At 73.6% G+C, this 25,226-nt stretch carries 20 protein-coding genes; 14 read left to right on the top strand and 6 right to left on the bottom strand.

Annotated features, from left to right (window positions below; translation table 11 throughout):
- Positions 1–268 precede the first annotated feature (268 nt).
- Positions 269–826, bottom strand: coding sequence for a hypothetical protein (locus tag OG900_34535; protein WUH96024.1), 558 nt, complete (start codon positions 824–826; stop codon positions 269–271).
- A gap of 145 nt (positions 827–971) precedes the next feature.
- On the opposite strand from OG900_34535, the gene OG900_34540 reads away from it, so the two are divergent.
- From OG900_34540 to OG900_34565, 6 genes are all read left to right on the top strand, one after another.
- Complete coding sequence (locus OG900_34540) at positions 972–2,114, top strand: Xaa-Pro peptidase family protein (protein WUH94767.1); 1,143 nt, start codon at positions 972–974, stop codon at positions 2,112–2,114.
- A 151-nt stretch (positions 2,115–2,265) separates the two neighbouring features.
- Positions 2,266–3,672, top strand: a complete 1,407-nt coding sequence (locus OG900_34545) for a peptidase C39 family protein (GenBank protein WUH94768.1) — start codon at positions 2,266–2,268, stop codon at positions 3,670–3,672.
- A gap of 187 nt (positions 3,673–3,859) precedes the next feature.
- Complete coding sequence (locus OG900_34550; GenBank protein ID WUH94769.1) at positions 3,860–5,095, top strand: chitinase; 1,236 nt, start codon at positions 3,860–3,862, stop codon at positions 5,093–5,095.
- Between the two features lie 285 nt (positions 5,096–5,380).
- On the top strand, positions 5,381–6,202 hold the full coding sequence (locus OG900_34555) for an SAM-dependent methyltransferase (protein ID WUH94770.1): 822 nt from the start codon (positions 5,381–5,383) through the stop codon (positions 6,200–6,202).
- Entirely contained in the window at positions 6,202–8,370 is a 2,169-nt protein-coding gene (locus OG900_34560; protein ID WUH94771.1) for an EAL domain-containing protein, read from the top strand. Before OG900_34555 ends, OG900_34560 begins: the two co-directional genes overlap by 1 nt.
- A 102-nt stretch (positions 8,371–8,472) precedes the next feature.
- On the top strand, positions 8,473–9,729 hold the full coding sequence (locus tag OG900_34565; protein WUH96025.1) for an SLC13 family permease: 1,257 nt from the start codon (positions 8,473–8,475) through the stop codon (positions 9,727–9,729).
- 15 nt (positions 9,730–9,744) lie between these two features.
- Here the strand turns inward: OG900_34565 and OG900_34570 are convergent, their stop codons facing one another.
- Positions 9,745–11,343, bottom strand: coding sequence for a serine/threonine protein kinase (locus OG900_34570; protein WUH94772.1), 1,599 nt, complete (start codon positions 11,341–11,343; stop codon positions 9,745–9,747).
- Positions 11,344–11,595: 252 nt separating this feature from the next.
- On the opposite strand from OG900_34570, the gene OG900_34575 reads away from it, so the two are divergent.
- A complete protein-coding gene (locus tag OG900_34575; GenBank protein ID WUH94773.1) occupies positions 11,596–12,771 on the top strand; it encodes an acyl-CoA dehydrogenase family protein in 1,176 nt (391 codons plus the stop codon).
- Positions 12,772–12,831: 60 nt separating this feature from the next.
- Here OG900_34575 and OG900_34580 read toward each other — a convergent pair whose 3' ends face one another.
- Positions 12,832–13,179 (bottom strand): hypothetical protein, encoded by a 348-nt coding sequence (locus tag OG900_34580; GenBank protein WUH96026.1) that lies wholly within the window; start codon positions 13,177–13,179, stop codon positions 12,832–12,834.
- A gap of 423 nt (positions 13,180–13,602) precedes the next feature.
- Here OG900_34580 and OG900_34585 point away from each other — a divergent pair, with 423 nt between their 5' ends.
- From OG900_34585 to OG900_34605, 5 genes are all read left to right on the top strand, one after another.
- Positions 13,603–14,844 carry an FAD-binding protein gene (locus tag OG900_34585; protein ID WUH96027.1) on the top strand — a complete coding sequence of 414 codons (1,242 nt, stop codon included), beginning with the start codon at positions 13,603–13,605 and terminating at the stop codon, positions 14,842–14,844.
- Positions 14,845–14,879: 35 nt separating this feature from the next.
- Complete coding sequence (locus OG900_34590; GenBank protein ID WUH96028.1) at positions 14,880–15,320, top strand: Lrp/AsnC family transcriptional regulator; 441 nt, start codon at positions 14,880–14,882, stop codon at positions 15,318–15,320.
- Positions 15,321–15,748: 428 nt separating this feature from the next.
- Positions 15,749–17,350, top strand: coding sequence for an amidohydrolase family protein (locus OG900_34595; protein ID WUH94774.1), 1,602 nt, complete (start codon positions 15,749–15,751; stop codon positions 17,348–17,350).
- A 666-nt stretch (positions 17,351–18,016) separates the two neighbouring features.
- On the top strand, positions 18,017–19,627 hold the full coding sequence (lnt, locus tag OG900_34600) for an apolipoprotein N-acyltransferase (GenBank protein WUH96029.1): 1,611 nt from the start codon (positions 18,017–18,019) through the stop codon (positions 19,625–19,627).
- Positions 19,624–20,532 carry a polyprenol monophosphomannose synthase gene (locus OG900_34605; protein WUH94775.1) on the top strand — a complete coding sequence of 303 codons (909 nt, stop codon included), beginning with the start codon at positions 19,624–19,626 and terminating at the stop codon, positions 20,530–20,532. Before lnt ends, OG900_34605 begins: the two co-directional genes overlap by 4 nt.
- Before the next feature lie 51 nt (positions 20,533–20,583).
- Here the strand turns inward: OG900_34605 and OG900_34610 are convergent, their stop codons facing one another.
- Positions 20,584–21,276 (bottom strand): hypothetical protein, encoded by a 693-nt coding sequence (locus OG900_34610; protein WUH94776.1) that lies wholly within the window; start codon positions 21,274–21,276, stop codon positions 20,584–20,586.
- Between the two features lie 92 nt (positions 21,277–21,368).
- On the opposite strand from OG900_34610, the gene OG900_34615 reads away from it, so the two are divergent.
- A complete protein-coding gene (locus OG900_34615; GenBank protein ID WUH94777.1) occupies positions 21,369–21,965 on the top strand; it encodes an FxsA family protein in 597 nt (198 codons plus the stop codon).
- 149 nt (positions 21,966–22,114) lie between these two features.
- Here the strand turns inward: OG900_34615 and OG900_34620 are convergent, their stop codons facing one another.
- Together OG900_34620 and OG900_34625 are read right to left on the bottom strand one after the other, a co-directional pair.
- Positions 22,115–22,489 (bottom strand): RNA polymerase-binding protein RbpA, encoded by a 375-nt coding sequence (locus tag OG900_34620; protein WUH94778.1) that lies wholly within the window; start codon positions 22,487–22,489, stop codon positions 22,115–22,117.
- A 256-nt stretch (positions 22,490–22,745) separates the two neighbouring features.
- Positions 22,746–23,573, bottom strand: coding sequence for a hypothetical protein (locus OG900_34625; GenBank protein ID WUH94779.1), 828 nt, complete (start codon positions 23,571–23,573; stop codon positions 22,746–22,748).
- On the opposite strand from OG900_34625, the gene OG900_34630 reads away from it, so the two are divergent.
- Positions 23,572–25,062, top strand: a complete 1,491-nt coding sequence (locus OG900_34630; GenBank protein WUH94780.1) for a PLP-dependent aminotransferase family protein — start codon at positions 23,572–23,574, stop codon at positions 25,060–25,062. The genes OG900_34625 and OG900_34630 overlap by 2 nt on opposite strands.
- Positions 25,063–25,226: the final 164 nt, after the last annotated feature.

Consider the following 25,226-nt stretch of genomic DNA (forward strand, 5'->3'; position numbering starts at 1 on the left):
GGGGGTTGCCCTCCGCGGAGAGGGTGGGCGTTTTCAGGGGCGCGGGGAACTGCGCGCTCAGCCAGGGTGCACCGTGAGTAGCGATCTCACTGCAAGTGGCAATCACCCAGGGGCTGCGGAGCGCGAGCGGCGGTGGTGCGGGTGGGTGCGGCGGGCAAGACGAAGCCCCCGGTCACGGGGGAACAACCGGGGGCTCCGTGCTACGTGGCGGCCTTCCGGGGCCGCTTGGTTGAAAACGTAATTGCTCCGCGCGGAGCGGTCAAGTGTGTCACCGCGTGTGACTGTTCAGGCCGGGAGCGACGCGATACCCGGTGGGGGTCTGGTGGACCAGGAGGTCCGCGAAGGGCCGCGTCGGATCGTGCGCGAAGTGCTCGTCCTCCGCCGCCGACCACCCGGTCCAGAAGTGCTCGAGTCCGGGGCCGTCCCGGCGGATCCCGCGCTGCCGGGCGGTGGCCGGGCCGACCTCCAGCCACAGGGTGAGGGCCAGCGAGGGGCGCAGGGCGCGCTGCCCGGTGCCGACCCCTTCGAGGAGGACCACCGGCGCCGCCGGGACGACCCGCTCGCCGGCGAACCGCCGCGCGGTCCAGTCGTAGACCCGGTGCCGGGCGTCCCGGCCTTCGCGGAAGGGCGTGAGCACCTCCGCGACGAGCCGTCCCGCCCAGCCGAACGGCTCCTCGTGGGTGGCCAGATCGTCGGTGTGCAGCACCGGTACGCCGCCGGCCTCCTCCGCGAGCCGCGCGGCGAGGGTGGACTTGCCGGCGCCCGCGTGGCCGTCGACGGCCACCAGGCGCACCGGGCCGCAGGACGGCGGCAGCAGGTCCAGCATGCCGGCGAGTTCGCGCAGCGACAGCGGCGGGGGCCCGGCCGGGCCGTGTGCGTCCATGAACGGCGAGCATAGGGCCGCCCGCACGGCGGCCCGGTGAGCGCCGGGCCGTAAAAGATCGCGAGTTCGGGGGGCACCGCCGTCTACCGTGGTCGGTGTGACCGACTCAACCGACGCAAGCGACTCGCTCCATCCCGCCGAGCGGCTCGGACTCGCCAGGAAGGCCACCGCGGACGCGGGGGTGGACGCACTGCTGGTCTCGCCCGGCGCGGACCTGCGGTATCTGACCGGCTACCAGGCGCTGCCGCTGGAGCGGCTGACCTGCCTGGTGGTGCCGGCCGAGGGGGAGCCCTTCCTGGTGGTGCCCGCGCTGGAGCGGCCCGCCGCGCAGGCCTCGCCGGCCGGTGCCCTCGGCGTGGAGATCACCGGCTTCGCCGAGACCGACGACGCCTACGCGCTGATCGCCCGCCGGCTGCCTCCCGGGGTGCGCCGCTTCGCGGTCGACAACCACATGTGGGCCGAGAAGCTGCTGGCCTTCCAGGCCGCGCTGCCCGACGCGCAGGCGTGCCTGGCCGGCGATGTGCTCACCGAGCTGCGGGTACGCAAGAGCCCCGCCGAGGTGGCGGCGCTGCGCCGGGCGGGCGGTGCCATCGACCGGGTGCACCGCAGGATGGGGGAGTGGCTGCGGGCAGGGCGCACCGAGCGCGAGGTCGCCAAGGACATCGCGGACGCCATCGTGGAGGCCGGCCACGTGACGGTGGACTTCGTGATCGTCGGTTCCGGCCCCAACAGCGCGAGCCCGCACCACGAGGTGTCGGACCGGGTGATCCGCGCGGGCGACCCGGTGGTGGTCGACATCGGCGGCACCACGGCCGACGGCTACTGCTCGGACTCCACCCGCACCTATGCGGTCGGCGAGCCGCCCGCGGCCTTCCGCGAGCTGTACGAGGTGCTGCTGCGCGCGCAGACCGCGCAGACCGACGCGGTGCGGCCCGGCGTCACCGCCGAGGAGCTGGACGCGGTCGGCCGGGACATCATCACCGCGGCCGGCTACGGCGAGCACTTCATCCACCGCACCGGGCACGGCATCGGCATGGAGTCACACGAGGAGCCGTACATCGTGGCGGGCAGCCGGCGGGCGCTCGCGCCCGGCATGGCCTTCTCGATCGAGCCCGGCATCTATCTGCCCGGCACCTTCGGCGCGCGCATCGAGGACATCGCGGTGTGCACCGAAGACGGCGGCGAGCGGCTGAATCTGACCGGGCGTGACCTGGTGGTCCTTCCCGGCTGAGCGCCACAGGACCAGACCAATGTTGGTGGCGCCACGCGGCCGGAAAACCTGGTGGAAAGGGCTGCCGGGCTGCGATGGTGGTGCGACCCTGCCGCCGGGCGGCGCGCGGGGGTGTCCCGTACCCGTCGAGGGAAAACGAGGGGATTCAGCCATGAGCAGTAACGCTCCCCGCCGGGCCGTGATCGCCGCGGCGCTGGCCGCTGCCGCGGCCGCGGCGACCACCGCCACGGCGCAGTCCGCGTCGGCCGAGCCGTCCGGCGCCGCCGCGCCCGGCGCCCTGCCGGCGCGGCACGGCCGGAGCGGTGCGTCCGACAGCGCGCCGGTGGACTACCACGGCTGGACGAGCTTCGCCGACTGGCTCTTCGGCGCGCACGCGGGCACCCGCCCGGTGCCCGGTCCGCGGCCGGGCCTGGAGATCGGCCGGGCCACCGGCACGCTGGACTACACCGACCCGCACACCGGTATCACCGGCACCTGGGAGTCGGCGTCCTGGACCTCCCCGGTGCGCAAGGTCCCGCACCCGGCGAGCGAGCTGATCTCGTCGTGGAACGCGCACACCCCGGCGGGCACCTGGATCCAGGTGGAGCTGCTCGGCACCTACACCGACGGCACCGCGACCCCGGCGTACATCATGGGCCGCTGGACCGCGGGCGACGGCGACGAGGACATCCGGCGCACCTCGGTGGACGACCAGACCGACGGCAGGAGCAGCATCTGGACGGACACCTTCTCCATCGACGACGCGGCGGTCGGCCCGCTGCTCGCCTCGTACCGGCTGCGGCTGACGCTCTTCCGCAAGCCCGGCAGCAGGCTGACGCCGACGGTGTGGCGGCTCGGCGCGATGGCGTCGAACATCCCGGACCGCTTCACCGTGCCGGCCTCGGTGCCCGGCGAGGCCAAGGGCGTGGAGCTGCCGGTGCCCGCGTACTCGCAGAACATCCACAAGGGGCAGTACCCGGAGTACGACAACGGCGGCGAGGCCTGGTGCAGCCCGACGTCGTCCACCATGGTCATCGAATACTGGGGCCGCGGCCCGACCGCGCAGCAGCTGTCCTGGGTGGACCCGTCGTACGCGGACCCGCAGGTCGACCAGGGCGCCCGCTACACCTACGACTACCAGTACGAGGGCTGCGGCAACTGGCCTTTCAACGCGGCCTACGCGGCCACGTACAAGGACATGCAGGGCGTCATCACCCGGCTGCACTCGCTGAACGACGTGGAGAAGCTGATCAAGGCCGGCATCCCGGTGATAACCTCCCAGTCCTTCCTCGCCTCCGAGCTGGACGGCGCCGGCTACGGCACGTCGGGGCACCTGATGTGCCTGGTGGGCTTCACCGCCGAGGGCGACGTGGTCGCCAACGACCCGGCGAGCGACAGCGACGCGGTGGTCCGCAACGTCTACAAGCGGGCGCAGTTCGAGACGATCTGGCTGCGCACGAAGCGGATCAACGCCTCCGGCGGGGTCAGCGGCGGCACCGGCGGGGTCTGCTACCTGTACTTCCCCGCGAAGCCGAGCCCGGGGCAGCGGCGGGCGCTCGCCGCGGTCGGGGTGGTGTGACAAGGGGGCGCTGCGGGCGCTCCTGACCCGCGGTGGCGGCCGGCGCCCGTGACGTGCGGCGGCCGCCCGGGGCACACGATTGGTAGAGACCAATTTGTGGATTGCTCTAAAGGTCTGGACCAACTTATTGACGGGTCCGCGTCAGAGCAGGATTCTGCTGGCACGTTCCCCCACAGGAGGTCCATACGTGAAGCGTCTCCATGCACTGTGTTCCGGCGTGGCCGCCGCCGTCCTCGCCGTGGCAGGGCTCGGCGCGACCGCCGCGCTCGGCGCCGGCCAGGCCGGCGGCGCCACGGTGTCGGCGAACGCGCTGAGCAGTCAGTGGTACGCCGCCGCCCCCTACCTGATGCCGACCGACAACAATCCGCCGGACGCGGCCGCGATCATGGACGCCACCGGCCTCAAGGCCTTCCAGCTCGCCTTCATCCTGGCCCCCAACGGCGGCGGCTGCAGCCCGACCTGGGGCGGCACCAGCGCGGTCTCCTCGGACACGGCGGTCGGCAACGTGATCTCGGCGATCCGCGCCAAGGGCGGTGACGTCTCGGTCTCCATCGGCGGCTACGGCGGCACCAAGCTCGGCCAGGCCTGCTCCGACTCCGCCTCCACGGCCGCCGCCTACCAGCAGGTCATCAACAAATACCAGCTCAAGGCGATGGACTTCGACCTGGAGGAGCCGGAGTACGAGAACACCGCCGCCGTCTCGCACGAGATCGGCGCCGCCAAGATCCTCCAGCAGAACAACCCCGGCCTGTTCATCTCGGTGACCACCGCGGGCACCGCGGCCGGCACCGGCTGGTTCGGCCAGCAGATGCTCAACGAGGCCAAGGCGCAGGGCTTCACGCCCGACAACTTCTCCATCATGCCCTTCGACGGCGGCTTCAACGGCGCCGCGTCGCAGACCTCCGCGCTGACCGCCTTCAACGGCCTGCTCAAGACCACCTTCGGCTGGGACACCGCCACCGCGTACGCGCACGAGGGCTTCTCCGGCATGAACGGCCGCAGCGACTCGGGCGAGTACTTCTACCAGGCGGACTTCCAGACCGTCCTGAACTACGCGACCAGCAACCACATGGGCCGCTTCACCTTCTGGTCGCTCAACCGGGACCGCCAGTGCAGCCCGCCGGACAACGGCACCACGTCCGGCACGTGCAGCAGCGTGGCGCAGCAGCCCTGGGACTTCGCGAAGTTCTCGGTGAAGTTCGCCGGCGTGACCCCGCCGACCAACCCGCCCACCACCCCGCCGACCACCCCGCCGGGCGGCGGCACCTGCACGGTCGGCGAGTGGAGCGCGTCCGCGGTCTACGTCGGCGGCAACGAGGTCGCGCACAAGAGCCACAAGTGGAAGGCCAAGTGGTGGACCACCAACGAGGAGCCCGGCACGACCGGTGAATGGGGAGTGTGGCAGGACGAGGGCGCCTGCTGACAGGCCATCGATCTGGCCGAAAAACGATGGTGGACCCGTGGTGACCGTCACCACGGGTCCACCATCGTTTCTGCGCTTGCCCTGCACTGTGTGCGCAGATTCGCCGTGGCGCGTTTTCGCACCTGTACATGCCGGTGTTTGTTGACCGAAAACGGACCTGTCATCTCCGGTTGCGTGTTTCGCTCCGAACACGTGATCAGTAGCCTCGCTGAGTACGCGGCCCACCGTCCGCGAGAGTTGACTCCGGACGCGCATACCCGGCCCCACGACCTGGAGACTCCCACCGTGACCGACCGTCCCTCCTGGGCTCCCCCCGGCATCGACATCACCGTGCCCAGCGTGTCGCGGGTCTACGACTACTACCTCGGCGGTTCGCACAACTTCGAAGTCGACCGTGAAGCGGCCAGGCACGTGCTCAAATCCGTGCCCGCGATGCCGAAAGTCGGCCAGGCCAACCGGGCGATGATGCGCCGCGCGGTGCGGTACGCGCTCGGGCGGGGCATCGACCAGTTCCTCGACATCGGCTCGGGCATCCCGACCTTCGGCAATGTGCACGAGGTCGTCCACGCGCTGAACCCCGAGGCGAACGTCGTCTACGTCGACAACGACCCGGTCGCGGTCGCCCACAGCAAGGCGGTGCTCGCCGGCAACGAGCACGCCACCATCGCCGCCGGCGACCTGCGCGACCCGCGCTCGGTCCTCGGCCACCCCGAGACGCGGCGGATGCTCGACCTCGACCGCCCGGTCGCCCTGCTGCTGGTGGCGGTGCTGCACTTCCTGTCCGACGCCGACGACGCGCACGGCGTGGTCGCCACCCTGCGCGACGCCCTCGCGCCCGGCAGCGTGCTGGTGGTCACCCACGCCACCCAGACCCCGCACGACCGCCTGCTGGACGACGACATGCGCGCCGGCGCGGCGGTCTACCAGCGCACCAGGACCCCGCTGGTCCTGCGTCAGGTGAGCGAGGTGGAACGCTTCTTCACCGGCTTCGACATCGTCGAGCCCGGCGTCGTCCCGATGCCGCTCTGGCGCCCCGACACCCCGCCGGGCGACGACATCGACCCAGCGGTGCTCACCGGGTTCGCCGGTGTGGGGCTCAAGGCGTGATGGAGCGACCGGCCGGCTCCGTGCGCGGGCAGGGCGGCACCGCGGTGCTGAAGGAGGACTGCCTCTCCCGCTTCGCCGCGATCTGGAGCCGGGCGATCTACCCCGTCACCGCCACCTCGATGACCAGGGCCGAATTCGAGCAGCACCTGCTGCCGCTGGCCCGCACCCTGCGGGACGCGCTGCACGCCGAGCGCTTCGACCCGCGCGGCGCCGCCCGGGTCGGCGAGGGGCTGGTCGCCGCGCACTGCACCGACCCCGAGGCGCTGCCCAGCATCCTCGGCGTCATCGACGCCTACCTGGTGCTCTACTGCGGCCCGGTCCTCGACCTGCCGGCCGACGAGTGCCGGGTGCGCTGCTCGCGCCTCCAGCACGCGGTCGCCGTCGGCTTCTCGCAGGCGCTGCGCGAACGCACCCTGCACGAGCAGGAGTCGATCTCCCGCGCCGCGCTGAACGCCAAGAGCGAGGCGGAGAGCGCGCTGGCGGCCAGCGAGGCCCGCTTCCGCGCGGTCTTCGAGACCGCCGCGGTCGGCATCGGCATCGCCGACCTCGACGGCAACGTGCTGGAGGTCAACGACGCGCTGACCCGGATGTTCGGCAGCGAGGCCTACGCCAAGCACCGCAAGGTCGGCGAGTGGACGCAGCTTGACCCCTCCGCCGCCACCGACCTGGCCGCGCTCAACCGCGGCCTGGTGCGCGGCGACCGCGACCACTACGAGGTGGAGAAGGCCTACCCGCGGGCGGACGGCTCCGTGCTGTGGGCCGACGTCCAGGTGTCGCTGCTGCGCAACGCGGACGGCCTGCCGCGCTACCAGCTCGCGCTGTTCGAGGACATCACCGAGCGCCGCCGGCTGCTGGAGCGGCTGCGCCACCAGGCCACCCACGACGCGCTCACCGGGCTCCCCAACCGGGCGCTGTTCTTCGAGCGCCTCGACCAGGCGCTCGCCGACCCGGCCCGCGACATCGGCGTGTGCTACCTCGACCTGGACGGCTTCAAGGCGGTCAACGACAGCCTCGGCCACGCGGTGGGCGACCGGCTGCTGGTCGCTGTCGCCGACCGGCTGCGCGGCTGCGTGACCTCGCCCGACCAGCTGGTCGCCAGGATCGGCGGCGACGAATTCGTCGCCGTCTACGCCGACCCGCCGAGCCAGGCCGCCGTCACCGAACTGGCCGCCCGCATCCTCAAGGCGCTCTCCGCCCCGGTGCTGCTCGACGACCGCCAGCTGCCCGTGCACGGCAGCATCGGCATCGTGCACGGCAAGGTCGGCGCCCGCGGCCCCGCCGACGTGCTGCGCAGCGCCGACATCACGATGTACCGCGCCAAGGAGCGCGGCGGGAACCGCTACGAGGTCGCCGACCCCGACGCCGACGCCCGCGCCATCACCCGGCACGGGCTGACCAACCAGCTGCCCAGCGCGCTGCGGCGCGGCGAGTTCTTCGTCGAGTACCAGCCGCTGATCGGCCTGGAGGACGGTGCCGTGCTGGGCGCCGAGGCGCTGGTGCGCTGGCTCCACCCGGTGCACGGGGTCCTCGGCCCCGACCAGTTCATCCCGCTCGCCGAGAGCACCGGGCAGATCGTGCCGCTCGGCCGCTGGGTGCTCGAACAGGCCGCACAGCAGGCCCGCGACTGGCACGACCTGCGGTTCACCGGCCCCGCGCCGCGGATCAACGTCAACCTCTCACCCGTGCAGCTGACCCACCCCGACCTGGTCGCCGAGGTCGCCGCGGTGCTGGAGGAGACCGGCCTGCGGCCCAGCGCGCTGTGCCTCGAAGTCACCGAGAGCGCCCTGATCGGCGCCGACGAGGACGCGCTCAAGCCGCTGCGCCGCATCGCCGACCTCGGGGTGGCGATCGCGCTGGACGACTTCGGCACCGGATACTCCAACCTCTCGTCGCTGCGATGGCTTCCGGTCAGTGTGCTCAAGCTCGACCGGTCCTTCACCCGCGGCATGCGGCAGCACCCCGCCGACCCGGTCGAGATGAAGATCGTGGAGGGCATCGTCTCGCTCGCCCACACCCTCAACCTCACCGTGACCGTCGAGGGCGTCGAGACCCGCACCCAGGCCGAGCACCTGCGCGCGCTGGGCTGCGACACCGCACAGGGCTGGTATTACGGCAAGGCGGGCCCCGCCGACCAGCTGCACACCCTGACCCTGGCCGACGCGAGCTGATCCGTCCCCGGGCGCCGCCCCCCGCACAGGACGCGCTGCGCGGGCGGCACCGGGCGCTGTGATGGAATTCCCTGGCAGACCGCATCCGACCAGGGGGTTCCACTGAGTACCGCAGCCGCAGAGACCCTGTCCGTGGCCGCGCTGCTCGTCGTGCTGGGCTTCGCCGTGATCCGGCCGCACGGCTGGCCCGAGGCCGTGGCCGCGGTGCCCGCGGCGGTGCTGCTCACCGCGGTCGGCGCGGTCCCGCTGTCGGCAGCCTGGGGCCAGATCAAGGAACTCGCACCGGTCGTCGGCTTCCTGGCCGCCGTGCTGGTGCTGGCCGAGCTGTGCGCCGACGACGGGCTCTTCACCGCCGCCGGCGACGCCATCGCCCAGGCCTGCCACGGCGAACCGCGGCGGCTGCTCGCCGGCGTCTTCGCCGTCGCCGCCGTGGTGACCGCGGTGCTCAGCCTGGACGCCACCGTCGTCCTGCTCACCCCGGTCGTCATCGCGACCGCCGCCCGCGCCGGCGCCCGGTCCCGCCCGCACGTCTACGCCTGCGCCCACCTGGCCAATTCCGCGTCGCTGCTGCTGCCGGTCTCCAACCTCACCAACCTGCTGGCCTTCACCGCCGCCGGGGTGACCTTCACCCGATTCGCACTGCTGATGGCCGTGCCCTGGCTGCTCGCCATCGGCATCGAATACGCCGTCTTCCGCCGCTTCTTCGCCGCCGACCTCACCGTGGCCGAGCACCCGCCCGAGCGCGGCGAACCGCCCGCCGTGCCGGCCTTCACCCTGGTGGTGCTCGGCCTGACGCTCGCCGGCTTCGCGGTCACCTCGCTGGCCGGGGTGAACCCGGCATGGGCGGCGCTGGCCGGCGCGCTGGTGCTCGGCGTACGGGCGCTGCACCGCCGCCGGGCCACCGTGGGCGGCCTGGTCGCCGCGGCCGGGCCGCTCTTCTGCCTGTTCGTGCTCGCGCTCGGCGTCGTCGTCGAGGCGGTGGTGCGCAACGGCCTGTCGGACGCCGCGGACGCCATCCTGCCGTCGGGCAGCAGCCTGCCCGCGCTGCTCGGGACCGCCGCCTTCGCCGCGCTGCTGGCCAACGTCATCAACAACCTGCCCGCCGTGCTCGCCCTGCTGCCGCTGGCCGAGACCGGCGGCGCGGGACCGGTGCTCGCCGTGCTGATCGGCGTGAACCTCGGCCCCAACCTCAGCTACGCCGGGTCGCTCGCCACACTGCTGTGGCGGCGGGTGCTCCGCGACCACGGCACCGACGCCTCGCTGCGCACCTTCACCCGGCTGGGCCTGCTCACCGTGCCGCCGACGCTGCTGGCGTCCACCGTCGCCCTGTGGGCGGGCCTGCGGCTCACCGGCACCTGACGCGCGGGCCGGCGGTCAGCCGCGCTTCTCCAGGGTGGTCGGCGCCCCCGCGGCCTGCGAGCCGGTGCCCAGCCGCAGATGCGTCGCGTCCGGCATGGACAGCGTGTAGACGCGGCCGGTGGTGCACGCCAGGCCCAGATCCGGGTCGCTGGGCGTGCTGGTGACCGCGCGGAAGACCATCGTGGCGCCCGTCGTCGCGGAGAGCTGGAGGTCCTCGGTGCAGCCCGCGTCGGCCCCGCTGCCCACCACCCGGACGTTGCTGACCTGGCGGCCCACCGTGCTCCCCCGCTTGCCGCCGGTCAGCGTGAGGGTCACCTTGATGTCGTCGGAGCCCTGCGCGAGGCTCCCCGGACCCTCGCCGAACCAGGTGCCGACCCACGCGGCGGGCAGCGCGTCGGCGGCGGCCGGCGACGAGGGGCCGCCCGAGCCCTTGGCGCCCGAACCGTCGCCGCCCGAGCCGCCGGTCTGGCTGAGCACCACTCCCACGACGGCGCCCGCCACCGCGACCCCGGCCACCGCGGCCCACAGGCCAGGCCCGCCCCGCCGCCGCGGGCCGGGGGAGGGCGCCGGGGCGCCGCCGTAAGGGCCGTACGGCGGCTGCGGGGCGGGGGAGGGGGCCGGGGCGCCCTGCATCGGGCGCGTGGGCGCCGGGCCGGCGTAGACCGTGCTGCCGGGACCGTACGGCGACGGGCCGAGGTCCCCTCCCCGCACCGGACCCAGCGCGGCCCGCGTCATCGACTCCCTGGCCCGCAGCTCCGCCGCCAGCTCAGGCACCGCCGCCGCCCAGCCGCCCGGGGCGCCGCCGCCCGGCAGCAGGCCCGCCGCGGCCCGCGCGTCCGGGCGGGCCGCCGGGTCCTTGGCCAGGCACGCCCGCACCAGCGGCAGCACCGCGTCGGGTACGCCGCCCAGGTCGGCCTCCTCGTGCACCACCCGGTAGAGCAGCGCGGGCGCCGAGGGCTCCTCGCCCGGCCGGTGGAAGGGCCCGCGCCCGGTGGCGGCATAGACCAGCACCGCGGCCAGCGCGAAGAGGTCGCCGGGCTCGGTCGCCACCCCCGCGGTGGCCTGCTCGGGCGGCATGTAGCCGGGGGAGCCGATCATCCCGCCGGTGCTGGTGTGCCGGGAGTCCTCCGCCGCCCGCGCGATGCCGAAGTCGATCAGCAGCGGCCGCTCACCGGCCAGCAGCACGTTGGACGGCTTGACGTCGCGGTGGGCCAGGCCGGCGTCGTGCACGGTCCGCAGCGCCGCGCACAGCTCGGCGGCCAGCGCGGGCACGGCGGGCGCCGGCAGCGGGCCGCGTGCCGCGACCCAGTCGGTGAGCGACGGCGCCGGTACGAACTCGGTCGCCAGCCACTGCGGGGCCGCGCCGGGCGGGCTGAAGTCCACCACCGCGACCGTCCACGGCGACCGCACCCGGTCGGCGTGCCTGATCTCCCGGGCGAAGCGGGCACCGAAGCCGGGATCGAGGGCGAACTCCGGCCGCACGGTCTTCAACGCCAGCGCTCTGCCCGCAGGAGTGCGCGCCAGAAACACCTGTCCCATACCGCCCGCTCCTAGCCGCGCGAACAGCGGATACCCGCCGATCGACCGCGGATCGCCGGCCCCCAAGCTCTCCATGCGCAGAGCGTACGACGGCCCGCCCGCCCGTCCCCCGCGGTTCGGCAAACCGCCGTCCTGCCGCGTATCCGCCGGGAAAGGCACCGGTGACGGGGCGTCGCCCATCCGGCATACTCCAACCCGCCGGTCGTGTTGATCAACCCGTGCCGTGATCCGGTACGGGAGCTTCGTGTCCGGGTATGCCCATCGGACGGCACCGCCCACCCACGGTGAGATGCCGCCGTCGCCCCCGAGAGGGAGGAGTGCGCCGCCATGCAGACCTACGGCCCACAGCCGGTGTCCCGCCAACTGCCCACCGAGGAGGCGCGCGACCTGCTCGCGCTCACCCGGGACCTGGCCCAGCGGGAGATCGCCCCCGCCGCGGCCGCCGAGGAGGACGCCGGGCGCTTCCCGCGCGAGACCTTCACCCTGATCGGCGGGGCCGGGCTGCTCGGACTGCCCTATTCGGAGGAATACGGCGGCGGAGGCCAGCCGTACGAGGTGTACCTCCAGGTCCTGGAGGAACTGGCGGCGGCCCGGCTGACCGTCGGCCTCGGCGTCAGCGTCCACACCCTGTCCTGCCACGCCGTCGCCCGCTACGGCAGCAAGGAGCAGCGCGCCCAGCACCTGCCCGACATGCTCGGCGGCTCGCTGCTGGGCGCCTACTGCCTGTCGGAGCCGACCTCCGGCTCCGACGCCGCCGCCCTGCGCACCCGGGCGGTGCGCGACGGCGGCGACTGGACAGTCGACGGCACCAAGTCCTGGATCACCCACGGCGGCATCGCCGACTTCTACACGGTGCTGGCCCGCAGCGGCGGCGAGGGCGCGCACGGCATCTCCGCGTATCTCGTACCGGGCGACGCCCCGGGGCTGTCGGCGGCCGTGCCCGAACGGAAGATGGGCCTGAAGGGCTCACCGACCGCGCAGGTCCACTTCGACGCCGTCCGGGTGCCCGACACCCGCCGGATCGGTGAACTCGGCCAGGGCTTCGCCATCGCGCTCGACGCCCTGGACTCCGGGCGGCTCGGCATCGCCGCGTGCGCCACCGGACTGGCCCAGGCCGCCCTGGACGCGGCGCTCGGCTACGTCCTGGAGCGGCGGCAGTTCGACCGGCCCGTCGCCGACTTCCAGGGCCTGCGCTTCATGCTCGCCGACATGGCCACCAGGATCGAGGCCGGCCGGGCGCTCTACCTGGCCGCCGCCAGGCTGCGCGACACGGGACAGCCGTTCTCCGCGCGGGCCGCCATGGCGAAGCTCTTCTGCACCGACACCGCGATGCAGGTGACCACCGACGCCGTGCAGCTGCTCGGCGGCTACGGCTACACCGCGGACTTCCCGGCCGAGCGCTACATGCGGGAGGCGAAGGTGCTGCAGATCGTGGAGGGCACCAACCAGATCCAGCGGATGGTCGTCGCGCGCCATCTGGCCGGGCCCGAGTCCAGGGGCTGACCCGCGGCGCGGGTGCGGTGGTGCCGGGCCGGCGTCGTCCACGCCGGCCGGGCGCTGCGATCAGGCCGCGAGCCGCTGCTCGGGCATGTGGATGGGCCGCGACTCGGGGCCGCCGACGTGCGAGAAGGGCTGCGTACGCCAGTCGAGGCCGGCGGGCAGCGTCAGCAGCGCCGCCAGCTCCCCCTGGGCGTCCGCGCCGGCGGCACCGTCCGCGGGGCGGGCGTCGGCCACCGCGCGGCCCGAACCGGTGCACACGGTCAGGCCGAACGGATTCCACGGCGTCGGGCAGAGCGCGTGCTGCGGCAGCAGGTCCTCGTCGGTGAAGACCGCGATGGGCCGCCCGCAGTCCGGGCAGGACAGCCGGACGACATCGCCGAAGTCCTCCTCGAACGCCTCGTCGGCGTCCATGAGGTCGTCCGACGCGTCCGCGTCGGAGTCCGCCGGCTCACCGGCGGGGAAGACGAACGCGTCGTCGCGTTCGTGGCCCTCCTCGAACGCGGGCCTGATCCGTTCGCTGCGGCTGTGGCGCACATGGTTACGCATGCTGCGTCTCCCCCTCGGGTGGGATGCCCTTCATCGGGTCGGCCCGGCATCACGCCCGCGGCCATAGCGAGCACTTCCCGCCACGCTACGCGGGTAACCACGCCATAGCGGGCAGACCGGTCCACTCGATGTGGCCTTCGTCACACCGGCCCGGATGGCTGGTTCATGCGCCCCCGCCGTGCGCCCGCGCACCCCCCTGCGCCCCCGCGCGGCTCCTTGCCCCGAGGCCGGATAAGGTGCGAACCGGCGAGGCCAGGCCAGGTCCGCCGGAAGTGGAAGCGTGACGTGATGCAAAGCAACTGGGCGAGGAACCTGACCTTCTCCGCGGCCGAAGTACGCCGCCCCGCCACCGTCGCGGAGCTGCGGTCGCTGGTCGCCGCCGGCCGCCGCGCCAAAGCGCTCGGCAGCGCCCACTCCTTCAGCGACATCGCCGACACCGACGGCACCCTGATCGAACTGTCCGGGCTGCCGCCCGAGATCGACATCGACACCGCGGCCCGCACCGTCCGGGTCGCCGCCGGTGTGCGCTACGCGGAACTGGCGGCACACCTGCACGCCGGCGGCTTCGCGCTGCCCAACATGGCGTCCCTGCCGCACATCTCCGTCGGCGGCTCCGTCGCCACCGGCACCCACGGCTCCGGCGACGCCAACGGCGGCCTGGCCACCTCCGTCTCCGGCATCGACCTGGTCACCGCCGACGGCGGCATCCACACCATGAGCCGGGCCGCCGACGGCGACACCTTCGACGGCGCCGTCGTCGCGCTCGGCGCCCTCGGCATCGTCACCCACCTCACCCTGGACCTGCGGCCCGCCTTCGAGATCCGCCAGCGGGTCCTCACCGGCCTCGAACTCGCCGACGCCACCGCGAACTTCGACGCGATCACCTCCGCCGCGTACAGCGTCAGCCTCTTCACCGACTGGCGCGGCCCGCGCTTCACCCAGGTGTGGCTCAAGCAGCTCGCCGACGCCCCCGACGCGGACTTCCCGTGGGCCAAGCCCGCCGACGCCAAGATGCACCCGGTGCCCGGCGTCGACCCCGTCCACTGCACCGACCAGTTCGACGTGCCGGGCCCCTGGCACGAGCGGCTGCCGCACTTCCGGCCCGGCTTCACGCCCAGCAGCGGCGAGGAACTGCAGTCCGAGTACCTGGTGCCGCGCAGCCACGCGGTCGCCGCGCTGACCGCGCTCGGCGCCCTGCGCGAGACCATCGCCCCCGTCCTGCAGGTCTGCGAGATCCGCACGGTCGCCGCCGACCGGCTCTGGCTCAGCCCCGCCTACGGCCGCGACACCGTCGCCCTGCACTTCACCTGGATCAAGGACACCGCCCGCGTCCTGCCGGTCCTCGCCGCCATCGAAGGCGCACTGGCCCCCTACGAGCCCCGCCCGCACTGGGGCAAGGTCTTCACCACCGCCCCCGCCGAGGTCCGCGCCCGCTACCCCCGCATGGCCGACTTCCGGTCCCTGGCCGCCGCCACCGACCCGGCCCACACCTTCTCCAACGCTTTCCTCGACCGGATGCTCCACGCATGACGGAAACCACCGGGGTGCCGGTAAGGTCGTCCGCTGTGGAAGAGCTGGATCGTCAGATCGTGGAGCTGCTCATGGCCGACGGGCGCATGAGCTACACGGACCTGGGCAAGGCCACGGGCCTTTCCACCTCCGCGGTCCACCAGCGGGTCCGCCGGCTCGAACAGCGCGGCGTCATCCGCGGTTACGCCGCGATCGTCGACGCCGAGGCCGTCGGGCTCTCGCTGACCGCCTTCATCTCCGTCAAGCCGTTCGACCCGAGCGCGCCGGACGACATCCCCGAGCGGCTCGCCGAGGTCCCCGAGATCGAGGCGTGTCACTCCGTGGCGGGGGACGAGAACTACATCCTGAAGGTGCGGGTCTCGACGCCGAGCGAGCTCGAACACCTCCTCGCTCGGCTCAGGACCCTCGCGGGTGTCTCCACCCGCACCACGGTCGTCCTCTCGACGCCCTACGAGTCCCGTCCTCCCCGCCTCTAGCCCCCTTGCGGTGGGCGGTCGCCTTTCCCCCGGTGGTGGGTTGCGCGCGCAGTTCTCCCCCAGCGCTTCGCCTGGGGGTACCCCCACGCGCCCCTGAAAAACGCTCACCCTCCAGCGCAGAGCCCCGCCCCTGCCAGGGGCGAATGCCTGGGCGTAGGAGGACGCAGGCCAAAAGGGGCGCGGGGAACTGCGCGCCCCATCACGACGGCGTCGCAGACAAGCAACGCACCGCAAGTGTGGAGTCCGTAACAGCACCCCGCAGGGAGTGGCGGGGAACTGCGCGAGAAGCCCCCACCGGGGGAAAGGGGCTGGTCCGGGGGGGTCCCCCCGGGGGAGGCCGGGGTGGGGAGGGGGAGACTGGGGGGATGCGCCCCAGTTCTGGTGAGACCAGGCCCTCGTCGGAGGGCACCCCACGCAGCAGGACTGTCATGCTGCGTGCCGGCTTCGTGTACACCCCCAGCGACCCGTTCGCGACAGCGATGGTCGTGGACGGCGACACCGTCGCGTGGGTCGGCGAAGAGGCCGCCGCCGACTCCTTCGCCGACGGCGTGGACGAGGTCGTCGACCTCGACGGAGCCCTGGTCGCACCGGCGTTCACGGACGCCCACGTGCACACCACCGCCACCGGGCTCGCCCTGACCGGCCCGGACCTGGCCGGCGCCGCGAACCTGGCGGAGGCACTGGAGAGGACCGCGGCCTATGCCGCCTCGCACCCCGCCGACCGCGTACTGCTCGGGCACGGGTGGGACGAGAGCCGCTGGCCGGAGCGGCGGGCGCCGACGCGGGCGGAGCTGGACCGGGCGACGGGCGGCCGCCCGCTGTACCTGTCGCGTACCGACGTGCACAGCGCGGCCGTCAGCAGCGGTCTGGCCGCCCTCGTACCCGGCCTGGCGGGGCTGGCCGGGCACGACCCGCGGGCGCCGCTGACGCGGGACGCGCACCATGCCGTGCGGCGGGCCGCCTACGCCGCCGTGACGCCCGCCCAGCGGGAGGCTGCCCAGCGGGCCGCGCTGCGGCACGCGGCCGCGCAGGGCATCGGCTCGGTGCACGAGTGCGCGGGCCCCGACATCTCCTCGCAGGACGACCTGACAGGCCTGCTGGCGCTGGCGGCGGCCGGCGACGGGCCGCGGGTGCTCGGCTACTGGGCCGAGCCGGTCCGCGAGGCCGCGGACCTGGACCGTGTCCGCGACCTCGGCGCGGTCGGCGCCGCGGGCGACCTGTTCGTGGACGGCTCGCTCGGCTCGCACACCGCGTGCCTGCACGCGCCCTACGCCGACGACGCCGCCGTCACTGGCGTCTCCTACCTGGACGGCGAGACCATCGCCCGCCACCTGCTGCTGTGCACGCGGGCCGGCGTGCAGGCCGGTTTCCACGCCATCGGGGACGCGGCCGTCGACGCCGTCGTGGCGGGGGTGCGGGCCGCCGCCGAGGCGGTGGGCCTGGACCGGGTGCGGGCGCTGCGGCACCGCGTCGAGCACGCCGAGATGCTGACCGGCGCCGCCGTCGCGGCCTTCGCCGAATTCGGCCTGGTCGCCTCCGTGCAGCCCGCCTTCGATGCCGCCTGGGGCGGCCCGGACGGGATGTACGCGGCCAGGCTCGGCGCCGAGCGGGCCGCGGAGCTCAACCCGTACGCGGCACTGACCCGCGCGGGTGTGCCGCTCGCGCTCGGCTCTGACAGCCCGGTCACCCCGCTCGACCCGTGGGGAGCGGTGCGGGCCGCCGCCTTCCACCGGACACCCGCGCACCGGATCTCCGCCCGCGCCGCCTTCACCGCGCACACCAGGGGCGGCTGGCGCGCGGTCGGCCGGGACGACGCGGGCGTCCTGGTGCCCGGCGCCCCGGCGGACTACGCGGTCTGGCGCGTCGGCGACCTGGTCGTCCAGGCCCCCGACGAGCGCGTCGCCAACTGGTCGACCGACCCGCGCTCCGGCACTCCCGGCCTGCCCGATCTGACTCCGGGCGGTGAGCTTCCGGTCGCGCTGCGTACGGTCGTCGGCGGCCGTACGGTCCACGCGCGGCCGAACGGGTGACCGGTGGCGGCGCCCGATGCGGCCGAACGGTGCGCGCTGGCGCCGCTGCGGCGTGTCGCATGCCGCGTGGCCGGTCCGCACTGACCTGCTGATTTGGCGAAAGCCCGCAGGTCAAAGGGCTGTTGACAGTGGCCGGTCGGAGGCGAGTAGGTTCGGCGAAGTCCACCACAGGACGTCGAACCGGGGGCCCTCCGCGGTCGCGTCGACCGCCGCTGGGCCATGGGGTGTCGCGCCGCACGTGCACGCCGCCACTGGCAGCCAGGTCCAGCGCGCACGGCGCGGAACGCGGCTCGCCAGTGGGCCTCTCCGCCCGTGAGGGTACGGAGGGTGAGCGTCGCCCGATCGGCAGGTGTGACCCGGGAAGGGCCCGGACGCCCAGTAGACAACGGCTTTGGTCGACCCGCAGCCAGCGGTTCCCAGGTCGGCCCGAAGGGCGTTCGGGCCCGTTCCGCAGCATCGCGGGGCGGGAGCGCCGACTTTGGGCGCGGCGCGGGGGGATGGGAAGCTTTGCCCATCCGCGGCTCACCCTCGCGTCATCACGGGGTACGGTCGCCTTCACCACCCTCCACCTGCAGGAAGGCCGCGACTGTGCGCCTGCGCCCCGAAACCGCTCCCGCCGCGCCCCCGGCTGAACCCGGCGTGCCGGAAAGGGCGCCCGGCGGCCCGCTGGACGCACCGGAGCCGGCGGCGCGACGCGCCTCGCGGCGCGGGCGGTTCGCCGCACTCGCCCGCAGGTCCGCGCCCAGCAGCGCGGTCGCCGCGGCGAGCGGCCTGGCACTGGCCGCCGCCTTCCCGCCCTACGACCTGTGGCCGCTGTCGCTGGTCGCGGTCGCCGCGCTGTCGCTGCTGACGCGCGGCAGGACCGTACGCCAGGGCGTCTGGCTCGGCTTCGCCTTCGGCTGGCCCTTCTTCATCTGGCTGCTCCAGTGGCTGCACACCGTCGGCTGGGACGCCGTGGTGGGCCTGGCCGCGATCGAGGCGGGCTTCCTCGCGGTGCTGGGCGGCTGCCTGGTGCTGGCCCAGCGGCTGCCCGGGTGGCCGCTGTGGGCCGCGTGCCTGTGGGTGACCGAGGAACTGGCCAGGGACCGGCTGCCCTTCGGCGGCTTCCCCTGGGGGCGGCTCGCCTTCGCCAACACCGGTTCTCCTTACACCCCGCTGGCCGCGCTCGGCGGCGCCCCGCTGGTGACCTTCGCGGTGGCGCTCAGCGGCACCCTGCTGGCCGCGGCGGCAGCGGCGGCCGTACGCCTCCACCGCACCCGGGCATGGAGCCCGCGGGCCGTGCTGCCCGCCACGGGGGCCCTGGTGCTGTCCGCGGCCGTGCTGCTGGCCGGCCTGCTCGTACCGGTTCCGACGAACGCCGACGACCACGTGCGGATCGCCGTCGTGCAGGGCAACGTCCAGCAGCCGGGGCTGCACTTCCTCGGCCGCCCGATGATGATCCTGGACAACCACGTCAAGGCCACCCTCAAGCTCGCCGCCGACATCAAGGCGGCCCGGGTGCCCAAGCCCGACCTGGTGCTGTGGCCGGAGAACTCCTCCGACCTCGACCCGTTCTCGAACCCGGCCGCCTACGACAAGATCACCGAGGCCGTGCAGGCGGTCGGCGTACCGGTGCTGGTGGGCGTCCTGGTGGACGGCCCGGACGTCGACCACGTGCAGAACGAGGGCATCGTCTGGGACCCGGTCAAGGGTCCGGGCGCGCACTACACCAAGCAGCACCCGGTGCCCTTCGGCGAATACGTGCCCTTCCGCAAGGAACTGACCAAGGTCATCAGCCGGCTGGACGAGATCCCCCGCGACTTCTACCCCGGCAGGACCACCGGTGTGCTGCAGATCGGCCCGGCGCGGCTCGGCGACGTGATCTGCTTCGAGGTCGCCTACGACAGCATCGTGCGCGACACCGTCAACGCCGGGGCGCGCGCCATCGTCGTCCAGACGAACAACGCCACCTACGGCAGGACCGGGCAGCCCGAGCAGCAGCTCGCCATGTCCAGGCTGCGCGCGATCGAGCACGGGCGGGCCGTCGTCACCGCCGCGACCAGCGGGATCAGTGCGATCGTCGGCCCTGATGGCAAGATCGAACAGCGCAGCAGGGAATTCACCCAGCAGGTGCTGAACGCCGACATCCCGCTGCGCGACGGCACGACGGTCGCCGATCGCGTCGGTGCGGCACCCGAGTGGACCCTCGCTATGGTGGGGCTTCTGTCCTGTGCGGTCGCCATCGCACTCGGCAGGCGGGACCGTACCCGCACCACGAAAGGACAAGAACAGCAGTGAACGACGGCGAGCAGCGGAGCTTCGGGCCGCTCGGCAGGGTCCTGGTCATCATCCCGACCTACAACGAGGCCGAGAACGTGGTGCCGATCGTGCGGCGGGTACGGGCCGCGGTCCCGGACGCCGACGTCCTGGTCGCCGATGACAACAGCCCCGACGGCACCGGCAAGCTGGCCGACGACCTCGCAGCCGACGACCCGTCGGTGCGGGTCCTGCACCGCAAGGGCAAGGAAGGGCTCGGCGCCGCCTACCTGGCCGGCTTCCGCTGGGGCATCGACAACGGCTACGACGTCCTGGTCGAGATGGACGCCGACGGCTCGCACCAGCCCGAGGAGCTGCCCCGGCTGCTGACCGCCCTCAAGAACGCCGACCTGGTGCTCGGCTCGCGCTGGATTCCCGGCGGCCGGGTGGTGAACTGGCCCAAGAGCCGCGAGTTCATCTCCCGCGGCGGCAGCACGTACTCCCGGCTGATGCTCGGCGTGACCATCCGTGACGTCACCGGCGGCTACCGGGCCTTCCGCAAGGAGACGCTGCTCGGCCTCGGCATGGACGACGTCGCCTCCGCCGGCTACTGCTTCCAGGTCGACCTGGCCTGGCGCGCGGTCAAGGCCGGCTTCCACGTGGTCGAGGTGCCGATCACCTTCGTGGAGCGGGAGCGCGGCGACAGCAAGATGAGCCGCAACATCGTCGCCGAGGCCCTGCTGCGGGTCACCGCCTGGGGCATCACCTCCCGGGCCGGCCGGATCACCGGCGGCAGGCCGGCCGTCGCCCGCGAGGGCGGGGCCGACTCCGACGCGGAGGGCGACCGCGAGGCCGATCGGCAGGCCCGCCCGCATGCCGGCGCCCAGCCCGACGCCGACTCCGGCACGGCGGTCACCGCGGAAGCCGGGCAGCCGTCCCCGTCCTAGGGACCGCGGTTTCCCAGGGCCTGCGGTCGTCGGCGGGTCCGCGGTCCCCGGTCAGCCCAGGATGTTCACCGCCCGCGCCACCACCAGCACCACGGTCAGCAGGGACACCGCGGACTGCGCGAGCATCAGCGCCTTCGCCCACCGCGACATCGGCATCACGTCGGTCGGGCTGAAGGCGGTGGAATTGGTGAAGGACAGGTAGAAGTAGTCGAAGAAGGCCGGCTCCCAGTGCGGCGGAGCCAGGTCGGGCGACTGCATCTGGACGAAGAGGAAGTCCGGCATGTCCCGCTCACCCTGGGCGCGGGCGGCCGGACCGCCGCGGTCCAGCTCCCAGTACAGCAGCGCGAAGATCACGGCGTTCGTCAGCCAGATCGCGCCGCCGGTCAGCAGCAGCGTCCCGGCCGCGGAGGTCTCCGTGCCGCGGATCAGATCGTCCACCAGGCGTACCGCCGAATAGGCGTTGGCGCCGCCGATCACCAGGGCCAGCCCGAGCTCCAGGACCCGGATCGTGCGCGAGCCGCGCTCGATGCGGTGCGGGTTGCCCGCCATCAGCGCCACCAGCAGGACCAGCTCCACCGCGGGCATCAGCCAGCGCGGATGCACCGTGAGCCGGGCCGGCAGCGTCAGCTGGATCACCACCACGGCCACCACCGCCGCCGTGGAGGCCCAGCGCGGCTCCCCTCGGGTGACCCGGCGCCAGGCCGGCGACAGCGGTTGCTCGGTTTCCTGCGGATTGTGCGTCACGTCCCACATCGTGTCGTCACCGAGCGTCCCGAGTCCACCGAGGTCAGCGCCTACCGACCCGGCCTTTACCCGCTCTTTGGCACACTTGAGCTATGACGACGAGTACCCCGCCCCCCGTCCGTTCGCGCCCCGCGCAGCCGCGGCGGCGCTCCCGCGCCAGGACCGTGGTGCCGCTGGTGATCGCGGCCTGGGCAGTGGTGGAGATCTGGCTGCTCACGGTGGTCGCCTCGGCTACCAGCGGCCTGGTGGTGCTGCTCTGCATCGTCGCCGGCTTCGTGCTGGGCGCCGCGGCCGTCAAGCGCGCCGGGCGCAGCGCCTGGCGGAATCTGACGGCCACGATGCAGCAGCCGGGGGTGCGGGAGGGCACCGCGGTCCCCGCCCCGGTCGGCGGCGGGCGCACCGGCCTTCACATGCTGGGCGGGGTGCTGCTGATCATCCCCGGCTTCGTCTCCGACGCGGTGGGGCTGCTGCTGCTCTTCCCGCCGACCCGCAAGCTGATCGGCGCGCTCGCCGAGCGCGCCGCGGCCCGCTCGCTGCGCCGCCACCCGCCGCAGCCCGCTGACCCGGGGTCGCTCGGCGACCTCTTCCAGCAGGCCCAGCAGGCCGGTGAGCAGACCCGAATCCACCGCCCGGACGGCAAGGTCATCCAGGGCGAGGTCGTCGACCGGGACCAGCGCAGGAAGGACTGAGACGGGGGCCGGGACCGGCGGTACGTCCGCCGGGGCCGGCGCCCGCCGGACCTGGGTACGACAAAACCGCCCGGCGGAAAACGCAACACTGCGTTCCGCGCCGGGCGGGATGGTCGGTGCCGCCCCCGGACGTCACCCGGGGACCGGCGTCAAGCTGTCTTGCGGTTGTCGCGCGGATGCACCGCGATGTTCATCGCCCCGGAGCGCAGGACGGCCAGCCTTTCGGCCAGCACCTCCTCCAACTCCTCCAGCGTGCGGCGCTCCATGAGCATGTCCCAGTGCGTGCGCGCGGGCTTTGTGGTCTTCTCCTCCGGGCCCTCTCCGTCCACCAGGAGTGCGGTCTGGCCGCAGGCGCGGCACTCCCACTCCGGCGGAATCTCGGCCTCGACCGAGAACGGCATCTCAAATCGATGTCCGTTCCGGCATGCGTACTCAACGGTCTGGCGCGGGGCCAGATCGATACCGCGGTCGGTCTCGTAGCTGGTGGCCCCGAGTCGCGTGCCGCGGAGAGCTCGCTCACTCATGAATCGTGCCTCCCGGGCTTGGTCGCCCACAGGACAGGTGTCGCTGTCGTCGTCATCCGGTCAACGTCCGGTCGGCGGTGAAGATTCCCGATGAGGGATATGCGTCGCCCGTCGTGTCGCCCCTGTTTGTACCCACCGGCGCCCGCTTTGTCACATCTGAGGGGAGATGTCACCCGGCGTTGTCATATCTTTTGCGTGCAGTAACGGTCAAGCTAAGGGGCCAACCGCGTACACTACCGGTCCACACCGCCGGAGGCTAAATCGTGTCCGCCACCGCGCGTTCCCGCGGCACCGGTGCGGTCGGAGCGCCGACGCGGGAGTGGCTACCCGCCCCGGAGCCGCCGAAAACCCGCAGGAAGAACTGGGCGAGCGGGCCGATGGCCAGCGCGTAGAGCACCGTGCCGACGCCGACCCCGCCGCCGAGCAGGAAACCCGCGACCAGCACGGTCAGCTCGATGCCGGTGCGGATCAGCCGCAGCGAGCGTCCCGTCCTGCGGTGCAGGCCCGTCATCAGGCCGTCCCGCGGCCCGGGACCGAAGCGGGCCGCGATGTACAGCCCGGTCGCGACCCCGTTGAAGAGCACCCCGCACAACAGCAGCGGGACGCGGGCGGCGAGCGCCTCCACGTGCGGGACCAGCGCGCAGGTCGCGTCGATCGAGGCGCCCACCAGGACGACGTTGGACACCGTGCCGAGGCCCGGACGCTGCCGGATCGGCCACCACAGCAGCAGCACCACCGCACCGACGAGAATGGAGACGGTGCCGATGCTGATCCCGGTGTGCCGGGACAGGCCCTGGTGGAAGACATCCCACGGGTCGAGGCCGAGGTCGGCGCGGATCACCAGGGCGTCGGTCACCCCGTAGAGGACCAGGCCGGCGTAGAGCTTGACGAGGCGGTCCACCGGCAGCGGGCCGCGAGGAAAGGCGGGTGGACGGGCAGGTGGACGGGAAAGCGGACGGGACGGAAACGGGCGAAACGGCGACAACGGAACCCCCCTGGCGGTCATGTGGGCGCGCGTGCCACTGTGTGGCCTGTAAGGGGAAGTAATCCATGGCCAATCCGCGGAAGGTGGACTGAGTTTCATGTCGCAGTGGACTGCGTCGGTCAGCGCGGCACATCTGGCCCGGCTGCTGGAGCCGGGCCCGGCGCCCGGCGGAGGCGGCCGCAAACTCCCCGCCTACCGCGGACTGGCCGACGGCGTAAGGCTGCTGGTGCTCGAAGGCCGGGTCCAGGTCGCGGCCCGGCTGCCCGCGGAGAGGGAGCTGGCGCTCGCGCTCGGGGTCAGCAGGACCACCGTCGCGGCCGCGTACGAAGCGCTGCGGGCCGAGGGCTTCGCGCGGTCCCGGCGTGGCGCAGGCAGTTGGACGGCGATCCCCGAGGGCCACCTCCTGCCCTCCCGCAGCCTCGAACCGCTGCCGCCGGACGCCGCCGGCTCGGTCATCGACCTCGGCTGCGCCGCGCTGCCCGCGCCCGAACCGTGGCTGACCCGCGCCATGCAGGGCGCGCTCGCCGAACTGCCCGCCTACGCCGCCACCCACGGCGACTTCCCCGCCGGCCTGCCGGTGCTGCGCGAGGCCATCGCCGACCGCTACACCGCCCGCGGCGTGCCGACCATGCCCGAGCAGATCATGGTGACCACCGGCGCGATGGGGGCGATAGGGGCCGCGGCCCGGCGGGTGGTCGGCTTCGGCGAACGCGTCGCCGTGGAGTCGCCCAGCTACGCCAACGTCCTCGAACTCTTCCGCGAGACCGGCGCCCGGCTGGTGCCGGTCGCGCTGCGCGAGGGCCTGGGCGGCTGGGACATGGAGGCGTGGCGCCGCGTGCTGCGCGACGCGGCGCCACGGATGGCGTACGTCATGCCGGATTACCACAACCCCACCGGCACGCTGATCGGCGACGAGCAGCGGCGCGAGCTGGTGGAGGCCGCCAGGGCCGCGGGCACGGTGGTCGTGGCCGACGAGACGATGGCCGAACTCACCCTCGACGGCGATGATTCGGGCGTACGTCCGATGGCCGCGTTCGACCGCGGCGGGACCGTGATGACGGTGGGCTCCGCCAGCAAGGCGGTCTGGGCCGGGCTGCGGATCGGCTGGGTCAGGTCCACACCCGACGTGGTGCGCCGGCTGGTCTCCGCCCGCGCCTACCTCGACCTCGGCTCGCCGGTCGTCGACCAGCTCGCCGTCGCCTGGCTGCTGCGCGGCGGCGGCTGGGACCAGGCGCTCGCAACCCGCCGCCGACGGGCCCGCGAATGCCGCGACGACCTCGCGGCGGCGCTGCGCGAGCACACGCCCGACTGGGACTTCACGGTGCCGCGCGGCGGCATGACGATGTGGGTACGCACGGGTGACGTGTCCGGCTCGCGGGTCGCCGTGGCCGGCGAACGCCTCGGCGTCCGCGTCCCCTCCGGCCCCCGCTTCGGCGTCGACGGCGCCTTCGAGTCCTACGTCCGCGTTCCCTTCACCGTCAGCGGCTCCACGGCGGCCGAGGCGGCCCATCGGCTCGCCGCCGCGGCTGATCTCGTCCGCTCGGGTGCGGCCCCCGACGCCGAATCCACCGGCCTCTTCGTGGCGTAGCCCCCCGCGCCCGGGGGTGCGGCTCCCCTTGCGCGGGGGGCACGCTTCCGCGGGTCGCGGTGGGTGGGGGGTGCCCCTTCGGTAGGGGGTGCCTTTCCCCGGGGACGGGGGTGCGACTCCGTTTGCGCGAGGGCGCGCTCTCCCTGGTCGAAGGGGCGCTGCGG

Origin of the sequence: Streptomyces sp. NBC_00433 (genome assembly GCA_036015235.1) — a bacterium.
Classification (GTDB): Bacteria; Actinomycetota; Actinomycetes; order Streptomycetales; family Streptomycetaceae; genus Actinacidiphila.

What these genes read in the sequence shown, in the direction of transcription:
- OG900_34625 (WUH94779.1), bottom strand. Translation starts at nt 23,573, where the DNA reads ATGAAACTCAGTCCACCTTCCGCGGATTGGCCATGGATTACTTCCCCT.
- OG900_34615 (WUH94777.1), top strand. Translation starts at nt 21,369, where the DNA reads ATGACGACGAGTACCCCGCCCCCCGTCCGTTCGCGCCCCGCGCAGCCG.
- OG900_34595 (WUH94774.1), top strand. Translation starts at nt 15,749, where the DNA reads ATGCTGCGTGCCGGCTTCGTGTACACCCCCAGCGACCCGTTCGCGACA.
- OG900_34585 (WUH96027.1), top strand. Translation starts at nt 13,603, where the DNA reads ATGCAAAGCAACTGGGCGAGGAACCTGACCTTCTCCGCGGCCGAAGTA.
- OG900_34560 (WUH94771.1), top strand. Translation starts at nt 6,202, where the DNA reads ATGGAGCGACCGGCCGGCTCCGTGCGCGGGCAGGGCGGCACCGCGGTG.
- OG900_34575 (WUH94773.1), top strand. Translation starts at nt 11,596, where the DNA reads ATGCAGACCTACGGCCCACAGCCGGTGTCCCGCCAACTGCCCACCGAG.
- OG900_34580 (WUH96026.1), bottom strand. Translation starts at nt 13,179, where the DNA reads ATGGACGCCGACGAGGCGTTCGAGGAGGACTTCGGCGATGTCGTCCGG.
- OG900_34570 (WUH94772.1), bottom strand. Translation starts at nt 11,343, where the DNA reads ATGGAGAGCTTGGGGGCCGGCGATCCGCGGTCGATCGGCGGGTATCCG.
- OG900_34620 (WUH94778.1), bottom strand. Translation starts at nt 22,489, where the DNA reads ATGAGTGAGCGAGCTCTCCGCGGCACGCGACTCGGGGCCACCAGCTAC.
- OG900_34545 (WUH94768.1), top strand. Translation starts at nt 2,266, where the DNA reads ATGAGCAGTAACGCTCCCCGCCGGGCCGTGATCGCCGCGGCGCTGGCC.
- OG900_34630 (WUH94780.1), top strand. Translation starts at nt 23,572, where the DNA reads ATGTCGCAGTGGACTGCGTCGGTCAGCGCGGCACATCTGGCCCGGCTG.
- OG900_34535 (WUH96024.1), bottom strand. Translation starts at nt 826, where the DNA reads ATGCTGGACCTGCTGCCGCCGTCCTGCGGCCCGGTGCGCCTGGTGGCC.